Annotated in this window: 11 protein-coding genes; 6 read left to right on the plus strand and 5 right to left on the minus strand. The window is 64.9% G+C overall.

Annotation, left to right across the window (positions count from 1 at the left end; translation table 11 throughout):
* Positions 1-168: 168 nt before the first annotated feature.
* The 6 genes from APH44_RS00770 (at position 169) to APH44_RS00795 (ending at position 6,504) form a co-directional block, all read left to right on the plus strand.
* Positions 169-636: a (2Fe-2S)-binding protein gene (locus APH44_RS00770; RefSeq protein WP_054890890.1), complete on the plus strand. Its 468-nt coding sequence runs from the start codon at positions 169-171 to the stop codon at positions 634-636.
* The gene (locus APH44_RS00775; RefSeq protein WP_054890777.1) at positions 636-2,885 is read left to right on the plus strand and encodes a molybdopterin cofactor-binding domain-containing protein; all 2,250 of its coding nucleotides are present in this window, start codon (positions 636-638) and stop codon (positions 2,883-2,885) included. The genes APH44_RS00770 and APH44_RS00775 overlap by 1 nt, the downstream gene beginning before the upstream one ends.
* 13 nt (positions 2,886-2,898) lie before the next feature.
* The gene (locus APH44_RS00780; RefSeq protein ID WP_054890778.1) at positions 2,899-4,242 is read left to right on the plus strand and encodes a cytochrome c; all 1,344 of its coding nucleotides are present in this window, start codon (positions 2,899-2,901) and stop codon (positions 4,240-4,242) included.
* 10 nt (positions 4,243-4,252) lie between these two features.
* Positions 4,253-5,275, plus strand: a complete 1,023-nt coding sequence (locus tag APH44_RS00785) for an XdhC family protein (protein ID WP_054890779.1) — start codon at positions 4,253-4,255, stop codon at positions 5,273-5,275.
* Positions 5,276-5,327: 52 nt separating this feature from the next.
* Entirely contained in the window at positions 5,328-5,927 is a 600-nt protein-coding gene (locus APH44_RS00790; RefSeq protein ID WP_054890780.1) for an NTP transferase domain-containing protein, read from the plus strand.
* Between the two features lie 73 nt (positions 5,928-6,000).
* Complete coding sequence (locus tag APH44_RS00795) at positions 6,001-6,504, plus strand: GNAT family N-acetyltransferase (RefSeq protein WP_141687472.1); 504 nt, start codon at positions 6,001-6,003, stop codon at positions 6,502-6,504.
* Between the two features lie 106 nt (positions 6,505-6,610).
* Here APH44_RS00795 and APH44_RS00800 read toward each other — a convergent pair whose 3' ends face one another.
* The 5 genes from APH44_RS00800 to APH44_RS00820 form a co-directional block, all read right to left on the minus strand.
* Entirely contained in the window at positions 6,611-7,801 is a 1,191-nt protein-coding gene (locus APH44_RS00800) for a multidrug effflux MFS transporter (protein WP_054890781.1), read from the minus strand.
* A 47-nt stretch (positions 7,802-7,848) separates the two neighbouring features.
* The gene (locus APH44_RS00805; protein WP_054890782.1) at positions 7,849-8,448 is read right to left on the minus strand and encodes a thermostable hemolysin; all 600 of its coding nucleotides are present in this window, start codon (positions 8,446-8,448) and stop codon (positions 7,849-7,851) included.
* Between the two features lie 15 nt (positions 8,449-8,463).
* Positions 8,464-9,948 (minus strand): AMP-binding protein, encoded by a 1,485-nt coding sequence (locus APH44_RS00810; RefSeq protein ID WP_054890783.1) that lies wholly within the window; start codon positions 9,946-9,948, stop codon positions 8,464-8,466.
* Positions 9,945-10,877: a TauD/TfdA family dioxygenase gene (locus APH44_RS00815; RefSeq protein WP_054890784.1), complete on the minus strand. Its 933-nt coding sequence runs from the start codon at positions 10,875-10,877 to the stop codon at positions 9,945-9,947. Before APH44_RS00815 ends, APH44_RS00810 begins: the two co-directional genes overlap by 4 nt.
* Positions 10,878-11,175: 298 nt before the next feature.
* Positions 11,176-12,114, minus strand: coding sequence for a LysR family transcriptional regulator (locus tag APH44_RS00820; protein WP_054890785.1), 939 nt, complete (start codon positions 12,112-12,114; stop codon positions 11,176-11,178).
* Between the last annotated feature and the right edge of the window lie 24 nt (positions 12,115-12,138).

Raw genomic sequence — 12,138 nt, forward strand, 5'->3', positions numbered from 1 at the left:
TCTCTGAACATGCTGCCCGATGGATAGGAAAGCTGTCCGCCAAGGTCTAGAGTTTTCAGATCGGAAACCCGCCCTGCGCGCGCGCGGCGTTCCTCCCAGGGCACTGCCTCGACGCACCGCCCTGCCTATAACGACGAAACACCAACCGATGATCAGCGGGTGAACGCCATGGAACTACGCATCAACCAGAAGACCTATCAGGTCGACGCCGACGCCGATACCCCACTGCTGTGGGTGATCCGCGATGACCTGGGCATGACCGGCACGAAATATGGCTGCGGCCTGGCCCAATGTGGCGCCTGCTCGGTGCTGGTGGACGGCAACGTGGTGCGTGCCTGTGTCACGCCGGTGGCCGGAGTGGTTGGCCGTGAAGTGACCACCATCGAAGCGATCGAGGCCGACCCGGTGGGCAAGCGAGTGGTCGCGGCCTGGGTCGAGCATCAGGTCGCCCAGTGCGGCTACTGCCAGTCTGGCCAGGTGATGGCCGCGACTGCGCTGCTCAAGCACACGCCAGCGCCGAGCGACGAGCAGATCAGTGCGGCAATGGTCAACCTGTGCCGCTGCGGCACCTACAACGCGATCCACGCCGCGGTGCATGAGCTCGCCGCCCAGCCTGCCGCCAAGGAGAGCGTCTGATGAACTCGCCCATCGACATCCCGTCCGAACTGCGCGACCTGAAACTGGATCAGCCGGTCAATCTTTCGCGCCGGCGCTTTCTCGCGGGTAGCGCCATCGGTGCGCTGGTGATCGGCTTTGGCTTGCCGCTTGGCTCGGCCCGGGTGCAGGCCGCCACCGCGGTGGCCGCAGAACGCGGCACGCAGGTGCCGGCATTCCTGGAAATCCGCCCTGACGGCACCGTGCGCCTGCTCTGCCCCTTCATGGAAGGTGGCCAGGGCACATTCACCGCCATGGCGCAGATCGTCGGCGAAGAACTGGATATGGACCCGGCCAGCTTCCTGATCGATGCCGCTCCGCCCGGCGAAGCCTACGTGGTGATGGAAAATGGCCTGCGCATCACTGGCGGCAGCATGTCGGTGCGCATGAGCTACCCGACCATGCGCCGCCTTGGCGCGCTGGCCAGGGCGATGCTGCTGCAGGCCGGTGCCGACACCCTGAAGGTGCCGGTCAGTGAACTGAGCACCGAGCCGGGCAAGGTGGTGCATGCCGCCTCCGGCCGCTCGGTCGCTTATGGCGACCTGGCCGAGCGCGCCATGGACCTGCCAGTCCCGGATCCGGCGAGCATCAAGCTGCGCGATCCCAGCCAGTTCCGTTGGATCGGCAAGCCGGTACGCCGTGTCGATGCCTATGACAAGTCCACCGGCAAGGCCCAGTACAGTATCGACCTCAAGGTCGACGACATGCTCCACGCGGCGGTACAGCACGCGCCACGGCTGGGCATGACCGTGGGCGGCCTGCGCAACGAAGCGCAGGTCAAGGCGATGAAGGGCGTGCATTCGGTGCACGTACTGCCGGGTGCCGTGGCGGTGGTCGCCGAACGCTGGTGGCATGCCAAGCGTGCCGTGGAGGCGGTACAGGTCGACTGGCAGGAGCCGGGCGCCGATTCAAAGGTGCGCACGATGCCAGCCGATTTCTCCAGCGATGCCTATCGCGATCACCTGGCCGCACAAACCGGCCCGGCGCGCGATGACGAGAACGAAGGCGATGTGGCGGCTGCGCTCAAGGGGGCCAAGACCCAGGTGGAAGCCACCTACCACAACCAGTACCTCAACCACGGTCAGCTCGAACCACCGTCGGCGCTCGCGCGTTTCAATCCCGATGGATCGCTCGAAGTCTGGCTGCCCAACCAGGCCCCGGACATGTTCCGCGACGACATCGCCAAGCGCACTGGCCTTGCCAAGGAACAGATCATCCTGCATTCGCCGCTCCTGGGCGGCTTCTTCGGGCGCCACTTCCTGTACGACTCGGCCAACCCCTACCCACAGGCCATTGCCCTGGCCAAGGCGGTCGGGCGCCCGGTCAAGCTGATCTGGACCCGCGAGGAAGAGTTCGTACGTGACGTGCTGCGGCCCGTGGCAGTGGTCAAGTTCCGCGCCGGGCTCGACGAGAAGGGCCTGCCGGTTGCCATCGAAGCGGTCAGCGCCACCGAGGGCCCGACCGAGGCAATCGCCGGCAAACAGGGCGAGAAGATCGACCCCACTGCCGTGGAAGGCCTGGCGGGCAAGTCCTATGCCATTGCCAACAAACGCATCGCGCAAATCTATGTCAAGGGCCCGGCCATGCTGGGCTACTGGCGTTCGGTCGGTAATTCGCTGAACGACTTCTTCTATGAGTCGTTCCTTGATGAACTGGCCGACAAAGGCGGGCACGACCCGTTCGAGCTGCGCCTGCACCTGTTGCGCGACAATCAACGCCTGACCACCCTGCTTCAGGCGGTCGGCGAATTGTCCGGTGGCTGGAAACGCGGGCCATTTACCGCCGAGGATGGCACCAAGCGTGCCCGCGGCGTGGCCATGGCTTCGCCGTTCGGTTCGGAGGCGGCGGTGATTGCCGAAGTGTCGATCGAGAACGGCCAGGTCAAGGTGCACGACATCTGGCAGGCGATCGACCCGGGCAGCATCGTCAACCCGGCGATCGTCGAGCATCAGGTCAACGGCGCCGTGGCGCTCGGCCTGTCGCAGACGCTGGTGGAGGAAGCGGTGTGGGTCAACGGCATGCCGCGTGCGCGCAATTACGACCTGTACCCGATCCTGCCGCCATCGCGCATGGCCCGGGTGCATGTGCGCATCGTCGAGAGCGGGGCGAAGATGGGTGGCATCGGCGAGCCGCCGCTGCCGGCAGTGGCACCAGCGGTGGCCAACGCCGTGGCGCGGCTGACCGGCCAACGCGCGCGCAGCCTGCCCCTGAGCCGCCATACCTTTGCCTGACACGGAAGCCCTCATGAAAAACAGCCGACTGGTAACCACCACCCGCTGGCTCGCGCTGCCGTGCCTTGTTGCGGCAGGCCTGCTGGCCTGGTATGTCACCCGCGAGGTCACCTCGCCCTTCGAGCAGGAAACCCCAAGCCCCGACCAGGCGCTGATCGCCCGCGGCGAATACGTCGCGCGCCTGAGCGACTGCGTGGCGTGCCACAGCCTGCCCGGCAAGGCGCCGTTCGCCGGCGGCCTGGAAATGGCAACACCCTTGGGCGCGATCCATGCCACCAACATCACCCCGGACCGCAACAACGGTATCGGCAGCTACAGCCTCGCCGACTTCGACCGCGCCGTGCGCCACGGCGTCGCGCCGGGCGGGCGCCGGCTGTACCCGGCCATGCCCTACCCGTCCTACGCCAAGCTCAGCGATGACGACATGAGGGCGCTCTATGCCTTCTTCATGAAGGGCGTGCAGCCGTCAGACCAGGCCAATATTCCCAGCGATATTCCCTGGCCGCTGAACCTGCGCTGGCCGATCGCCTTGTGGAACGGCCTGTTCGCCGCCGACAAGCCCTACGCTGAAAAGCCCACCGAAGACCCCCTGTGGAATCGCGGCGCCTATATCGTCCAGGGCCCGGGCCACTGCGGCAGTTGCCATACGCCACGTGGCCTTGCCTTCAACGAGAAGGCACTGGACGACTCCGGCAAGGCGTTTCTCGCCGGAGCCCTGCTCGACGGCTGGTACGCGCCGAGCCTGCGTCAGGACCACAACACCGGGCTTGGGCGCTGGAGCGAACCCGAGATCGTGCAGTTCCTCAAGACCGGTCGTAACAAGCATGCGGTGGTGTACGGTTCGATGACCGAGGCGTTCAACAACTCCACGCAGTTCATGAGCGACGAAGACCTGGGCGCGATAGCCCGCTACCTGAAGTCGCTGCCGGGCGACCCCCAGCGCGACGGCGCCCCCTGGCAGTATCAAGCCGTATCGGCGGCTACCCGCCTCGATGCCCCAGGCGCACACAGCTACGTGACCCGCTGCGCGTCGTGCCATGGCCTGGACGGTCAGGGCCAGGCCGAGTGGATTCCGCCACTGGCCGGTGCGACCTCGATGCTGGCCAAGGAAAACGCCTCGGCAATCAATATCACCCTCAACGGTTCGCAGCGTATCGTCGCCGCCGGGGTGCCGGATGCCTACCGGATGCCCGCGCTGCGTGAGCAGATGTCGGACCAGGAGATCGCCGAAGTGCTGAGCTTCGTCCGTACGACCTGGGGTAATACCGGTGGTGCGGTCGATGCACTGGCGGTGGCCAAGCTGCGTGAACATACCGACCCTGCCAGCAGCAGCCCGATCGTGCTGCATATGCGTTGAAGGAGCGCCCATGGAAAGTATCGACCTGCTGGTCCTGCGTACCGCTCGGGACTGGCTGCAAGCCGGCCACCGCGTGCTACTGGCCACCGTCGCCCGTACCTGGGGTTCGTCGCCACGCCCGGTCGGCTCGATGATGGCCCTGCGCAGCGACGGGCGTGTGGTCGGCAGCGTCTCCGGCGGCTGCATCGAAGACGACCTGATCCACCGCTACACCACCGCCTACGGTGGCCCCGGCCTGCCTGACAGCACCCCGCAGCGGGTGCGCTACGGCGTTACCGCCGACGAGGCCCATCGCTTCGGGCTGCCCTGTGGCGGCACGCTGGAGCTGATTCTGGAGTTTTCGCCATCGTGGCAGTCGCTGGCCCAACTGCTTGAGCAGCTCGACAGCGGCCAACTGGTGCGCCGTCAGCTCGACCTGCTCAGTGGCGCGGCCACCCTCCTCCCCAGTGCGGCCCCGGAGCAGTTCAGCGTTGATGGCGAGCACATGGCAAGCACCCTGGGTCCAGGTTATCGACTGCTGCTGATCGGCGCGGGCGCCCTGGCCGAATACCTGGCGACCATGGCCCTGTTCAATGGTTTTCGTGTTTCGGTCTGCGACCCTCGGCCCGAGTACATCGACGGCTGGAACGTGGCCGGTGTCGAGTGCCTGGTCGGCATGCCCGACGATGTCGTGCGCGACTTCGCCCCGGACGTGCGCACCTGCATCGTCGCGGTCAGCCACGACCCCAAGCTCGACGACCTGGCCCTGCTCGAAGCGCTGCGTGGCCCGGCTTTCTATATCGGTGCCATCGGCTCGCGGCGCAACAGCCAGCAGCGTCGCGCGCGGCTGATCGAGCACTTCGGTGAGTCCGATGCCAGCCTTGCGCGCCTGCACGGCCCCATCGGCATCTACATCGGCAGCAAGACCCCAGCCGAAATTGCCGTGAGTGTGATGGCCGAGATCCTCGCCGCCAAGAACGGCGTCGAACTGCCTGGTGCAGTGAACGTCACCAAGGCCAAGCAGGCGCGTGAACAGACCCTGCCTGCCACCTGACCCTGCGGTATGCTTGCGAGCTTTCCATGCCGTCACACTCGGACAACCCACCATGACCGAACCCCAAGCCAGAGCTCGCTGCGCCGCGTTGGTGCTCGCCGCCGGACGCGGCACGCGCTTTGGCAGCGACAAGCGCAAGGCCGTGCTCGCGGACGGACAGGGCCTACTGGCCAGCACCTTGAAACAGGTACAAGCCTGTTTCGACCCGGTGTATGTGGTGGTGCGCTGCGACGATGATCCGCAAACCCTGGGCATCGATGCGCAAGTCCACATCGTACGCGCCGCACAGGCAGCTGATGGCATGGGAGCGAGCCTCGCGGCCGGCATCACGGCCCTGGCCAGCATCGATGCCCCGGCCGTGGCCGTGCTGCTTGGCGATATGCCGTGGATCGCACCACGCACCTTCGAACACCTGCTCGGTCACCTCGCTGCCGAGCGTATCCTCCTGCCGTGCTACCAAGGCCGACGTGGCCATCCGGTCATCTTCGGGCGCCATTTCTGGGCGGCCCTCACCCGCCTGCACGGTGACCAGGGTGGGCGACCGGTCATCGAAGCCAACCCTCACGCCTGTCTTGTGCTGGATCTCGACGACCCTGGCATCCTGCGCGATATCGATACACCCGCCGATATCCGCCTACATCGGCTTGAGTAAAGGCCGACAGGCTTTGATCCTCACGTCCTGGCAGGTACGCTAGCGGGCTTGCCCCCGACCTGGAGCCCCGCCGGTGACCACCACGCTGACCACCTACTACCTGGAAATGACCTCTGCGCACGCCCTGCGCAGCAAGCCTGTCCCCGATGGCCTGACGATCGTCGAGTGCGAAGTCGTCCAACCGCAGCTCAACCGTTTCCTCTACCAACTGGTGGGCAAGGCCTGGGGCTGGAACGACCTGAACAGCTGGAGCGACGAGCAGTGGCTGGCGGTTGTCGGCCAGGACTGCCACCGCACCTGGGTGGCCTACTACCGTGGCGCCATCGCCGGCTACTACGAACTGCACCGCCCCGACGGCGAGAACGCCGAGATCCGCTACTTCGGCCTCGCCCCGCAGTTTCTTGACAAGGGCTTCGGCGGCCCGCTGCTCAGCCAGGCCATCCGCAGCGCGTGGGAGTGGCCCGGCACGCAGCGGGTCTGGGTGCACACCTGCAGCCTCGACCACCCCGCCGCTCTGGCCAACTATCAGGCCCGTGGCCTGCAACTGTACAAGCAAGAGCACGAAGCACTGGGGTGACGGTTGCGCGAGGCTGGCAACGCTTGCGGCCTATGCCCAGTGGCTCGACAGTCCGCTGGCCCGGCCACTGGATTGGTCGGGCGCGCTATACGACTCGTGCAAGCCCCTAGGCCAAGGACGCCTGGCGCGCCACCCGTGCCCCCAGCATCCCGGAAAAAGATACCAGCATCAGTACCGCGAACACCCCGGCGATCGGCAGGTTCGACTCCAACCCGAAGCCGCTGACCGTCGCCGAGGCAATCGAACCGAACACCAGCATCAAGCAGCCCTGCAAGCTCGCAGCCACCCCGGCGCGGTCGGGAAACAGTGCCATCGAGCGGGCCATGGCATTGGAGAAGATAAAGCCCTGGCCGAAGGCGATCAGCATGATGCCAGCAAGAATGTTCACCAGGCTCAAGGTGTCGGCAGCCGCCGCGATGCACAGCACCCCGAGCAGAAACAGCGCCAACCCACTCCACATCAGGGTATCGGGTGAGACGATGCGCACCAGCGCACGGTTGGTCAGCGTGCCGACCAGATAGCAGCACCCCACCCCCAGCGCCGTGGTGCCGAAGTAATGCGCGTCATGGCCGAGCACATCCTGGACGATATGCGGCCCGAACACGTTCCACAGCAAGAATGCGGAAAAGCTCGCGCCGAGTACCACCACCGAAGCACGGAAGCGTCTGTCGGCCAGAATGAACCGATAGCCGACCACTGTCTGCAAGGCGCCGCGGCGGGCACTGGCCGGCAGCGACTCCTTGAGCCCGGCAACGACGAAAGCCAGGACCATGACGGCATAGGCGGCATACAGCACGAAGTTGTAGCGCCAGCCGAAATGCACCTCGATCAGCCCACCGATATAGGGCGCGATGACGGGCCCCAGGCCGAACGCCAGGCTGAGGTAGATGATCGCGACGTAGAAGCGCGGGCCTTTGACGACGTCGACCAGCACAGCACGGGCAACGACCTGGCAGGCGCCAATGGCAAAGCCCTGCAGCGCACGCGCCAGCAGCAGCATCTCGATGGACGTCGCGGCGGTCGCCAGCAGGCTGCCGACCACGAACACACCCAGGCCCAGCAGTACGGCAGGTCGCCGCCCGCGCGCGTCGGCCATCACGCCGAAGAACAGCTGCCCCAGGGCATAGAACAGCAGCGTGATGGTAATGGTGTTCTGCATCAGCGCAGGCCCCGCCCCGAGTTCGCGCCCGATGGACGGCAGGCTCGGCGCATACAGGTCGATGGCGATGCCCCCCAGGCTGTTGACCAGGGGAGCCAGGAAGACGATGAAGTTTTCATAACGCGTGTTGGCGTGCATAGGATCTCCGGCGTGCCGGGCAGCGAAGCGCCCGGCACGCACATGGGTCAGACAGACGCCTGGTGGGCGAACTGCGGTGGCGGGATGGAAGGTGTCGGCGCCTTGAGCCAGGCACTGGGCGAGGACAGGCGCGAAACCAGTACGCGCGGTGCCTGGTCGTAGTAGGTCCCCCAGTTGACACTGGGGTCCTTGACCCGGCGTGGATCGGCCTGGCCCAGGTCGTCGAGGTTGTCGACAATCGCTGCCAGCAGTTGCTGGACCTGCGGCGTCGCGGTCAGCACCACCAGGCCGAAGTTGCGCAGGGCCAGGGTGCGGATGACGTTGTCGAGCAGATACTTGCCAGCACCGCTGCCGCTCTGGAACGAGGCGAAAGCGCCGATCTCCGCGATACGCGCGCGGTCGATGGCGTAGCGTTCATCCAGCGTTTGGTCCAGGTAGTACTCACTGAACAGTTTGCCGGAGTCGCCATAGCTGATGCCGGCACAGGCGTAGCCCGGCGCCCCGCCGGTGGAACCGGTCAGGCAGACGAACAGGTCAGGCTGCGGCACGGGCGTTGCCTCGTAGTGCTTGAGGTAATGACCCCGTACCGCCTCCTGCAGGCAGCGGTAGCCGGGGCGACCCTTGTAGAAATTGCGCACGATGTACATGGGCGACGTCCCGTCCTAGGCGTACAGTTGATCGATGAACCGCGCTTCGATCTCGGCGCGCCGCGGTCGTCCGGTGACCGTGTAGAACTGGTCACGAAACCCTGCGATGTCGCCGACGACCTGGATGCGTCGCACCCGTGCGAAGTCCGCAAGGCGGTGCTCCAGGCGCGCCATCTCGTCCTGCACGCTGGCAGGGCTCGCAGTGCTGAGGATGATGGCGCACGGCTCGTCGCGTCCTTCGCCCATGACGATCATGTCGTCGACCAGCGGGCTCTCCTTGTAGACGTTCTCGACCCACTCAGGCGAAATGTTGCGTGCCGTCGAGAGGATGATCACGTGCTTCTTGCGCCCGGTGATGTACAGAAAACCGTCACGGAACTCGGCGATATCGCCGGTGTGCAGGTAGCCGTCGGACAGGTCGCAGGCCGTGTCGTCGGCGTTGTAGTAACCCGCGCAGAGGGTCGGCGTCTTCACCAGCAACTCGCCGTCGACCAGCTTGGGCTCGATGCCGTCGAGCAGCTTGCCGGCCGAGCCGATGCGCCGCTCTGCAGGCGAGTTCAGCGAGATGATCGAGGAGTTCTCGCTCAGCCCATAGGCCTCGAACACTTGCACACCGCGGGCATCCAGGGCCTGGAGCACCGTGGCTGGAATCTTCGCGCCGCCGGTGATGATGTGCGGATTGGTGGGGCCGAACAGGTCCTCGACACTCGCACCCTGCTCAAGCAGCAGGTTGGCCTCTTCCAGCAGCTTGGGCGGCAGGTAGAGGAAGTTGGGGTGATTGGGTGCGATCAACTCCAGGTAATGACGGGCATTGCCACTGGCCGCGCCGTACTCGGTGACGCCCTCGGGCATCAGGGTCAGGGTGCCACCGGACAGGATCGGAATAAACACACCCAGCACCTGCTCGATCAGCAGGCTCATCGGCACGATCGAGAAGTAGTGCAGCGGCTGCTGCGGCAAGCGCTTCATCACGTTGTCGACCAGCAGCCCCACGGCCGCGTCGCGAATCATCACGCCCTTGGGCTTGGAGGTGGTACCCGAGGTGTGGATCACCGAGACGATACCGGCGGGAATCAGTTCGTCGTCCTGGGCCCAGGGCGTGTCAGTGGACTGGATCATCAATTGCCGGGGGATGAAGCTCGGCTTGTCCGGCAGGATGCGGTGCAGGCGCCGGGCGGTCGGCTCATCGCTGACGAACACGGCGGCGGCCTTGCCGAGCAGGCTACCGATCTGATCGTCGGAAAACTCGATGGGCACCGGCAGCAACACACCACCGACCTTCTGGATCGCCAGCAGGGTGTACACCCACTCGTAGCATGAGCGCATCGCGATACCGAACACCTTGCGCTCGCAGTTGCCGACCCGAGCCTGCAGGGCCTGGGCCAGGCGCTCGACGTCATCGCGCAGGCCATGCAGGGTGTAGTCGCGCCCGTGCATTTCGCGGATCACCACGCGGTCAGTGCTGGTGGTCAGGTAGTGCTGCATTTTCTGGCTGATCATTGGCCGTTACCCCCGATGCGGTAGCTCTGGGCACCGAAGATGCGTCGGCTGATATCGTCGAGGCGACGGCGACCGTGCATCACGCGGGTGTTGTCGATGACCACGATGTCGCCCTTCTTCCAGAAGTGGCTGTAGGTATTACGGGCGGTGACTTCCTTGATCTCGTCCCAGATTTCAAGGGCGATCTCCTCGCCGTCGGCCCAGGTGATGCGTGGCGGCTCGTAGTTGACGCTAGGGCCGAGCATCGAATTGCAGAAGGCCTTGCGACCGCTGAAGCAGCTGGTCTCCACCGCGCTGATCACCAATTCGGAGGCGATCAGGTTCTGGTCGATGCGACGGTAGGTCTGGCCGGCCACCTGGTCGTTGACCTGTTGCAAGTGCTCGTCGGTGACGCTGTCGATCGGCAATTGCAGCTCGATGCTCAGGAAGCGCCGCACGTTGTGCCAGGGAATGCGTCGCGCATAGCGAATGGCACGCGATTCGAAGCTCTTACGGGTTTTCGGCGACAGGTCGAACAGCACTCGCTCGCCATCGCACAACGTGGTCTCGGAGCCGACCGACGCCGCTTCCAGGCAGTAGAACCACTGCAGGTCCGGGTTGAACGGCAAATTGCCGTTCTCCCGGTGCAGCCCCATCTCGTGAACGCCTGCTTCGATCTCGGCGGTATTGGCCGTGGCGGCCTTGCGCGCGGGATCGAAGGTGACCCGGGAGGAATGCGCGCTGACGAAATCGTTGAAGTCTTCGAGCAAGTCGCTGAAGTCGCGGTAGATCACCGCGCCGCTATGGGCCAGGTCTTCATAGAGCGCCGCAGTGTCCATCGAGTCGAAGACGCGCAGTCCCGGTTCGACGGCATAGACACATTCGAAGCCGTAGCACGGCGTGGGATGACGATAGAAAGGTAGAGCTTTAGCTTGAGTGTGGGCCAACATCTGACATCTTCCTTGGGAAATGGATTACAGACAGGCAGGCCGTCCGCCGCCTGACGAAAACACGTTAGGGGAAATGTCGTGGGTGCTGGTTTTAAGAAACCTAAAGCCGTGATGAAAAATTAAAAGTGCGGCCGTGCGACGGAACGCACAGGGGGGAGCGTTTGTCGGGGCACGAAACATCGCACCCGAGCAAGCGCTGCCGATAGGCATGGCCTTACGCGAAGAGGCCGCAAAAGGCCCTGTAACCACTGAATGTTCACTCATCCTGAGCGCCTGCAATCCGTGTCAATAACCTGTGTCACCCTGCGCGGAGCAGGTCCCCCGCCACATCCTGGATCAACCTGCGCAAACTGGAGACATCCGTACCCAGCCCTCGATCACGCGACCAGATCATATCCACCGTGAACACCGGAAACCCCATCGGTGGCTGACACACCCGCACCCCCTCGGGGATACGCAGGTGTGGCAGCAAGCGCGCCGGCAAGGCCAAGGTCGAGGGAACGGCGGCCAGGATGTTGACGCAGGCCTGGTAGCCGTTCGCCCGCACCAGCACATTGCGCGTGCGGCCTATTTTCTCCAGCCAGCTATCGACCATGTTCTTCTCCGAGATCCACGGCGTAGGAAAGACATGCGCCGAAGCACAGAACTCATCCAGGCTCATCGCCCCGTCCAGCGCAAGCCCACGCTGGCTGGTCAGGCAGACGAAACCATCGCTGAGCACCGGCTGCCATTGCAGCTCGGGGTGCAGCTGGTGGTAACTCGGACCGAAGCCGATGGCCAGGTCGATATCGCCGGAAATCAACCGGTCCACCGGCAAGTCGCGGCTTAACCGATCGAGGTGCAGGGAGGTATTGGGGTGATTGCTCGACAAGGTCGCCAGGGCCTGGGGCAGAAAGGCCAGCTCGAAGTATTCCGGCGCGCACAGGCGCCAGATCCTCGGGGCAGCGACGCCATCGCCGGAGGGGGCATCCTCGGCGCAGCGGTTGACCGACTCGATCACCACGCGCAGGTAGGGTGCGATCTTTTCCGCCTTGGCGGTTGGCTGCAACAAACCCTGCGAGGAGGCGAACAGGGTGTCGTCGAAACAACCGCGCAGGCGTTTGAGGCAGTAGCTCACCGTGGGCTGGCTGACGTTCATCAGTTCGGCGGTGCGCTTGGCACTGCGATATTCCAGCAAGTTGAGAAACACCACGATGTCTTGCAGGTCCAGCTGCTTCAGATAATTGCTGTGAAGCATGCAGGCCCCTCCTGGGTCATCATG

It is taken from the genome of Pseudomonas sp. NBRC 111143 (genome assembly GCF_001320965.1).
Taxonomy (GTDB): Bacteria; Pseudomonadota; Gammaproteobacteria; order Pseudomonadales; family Pseudomonadaceae; genus Aquipseudomonas; species Aquipseudomonas machongensis.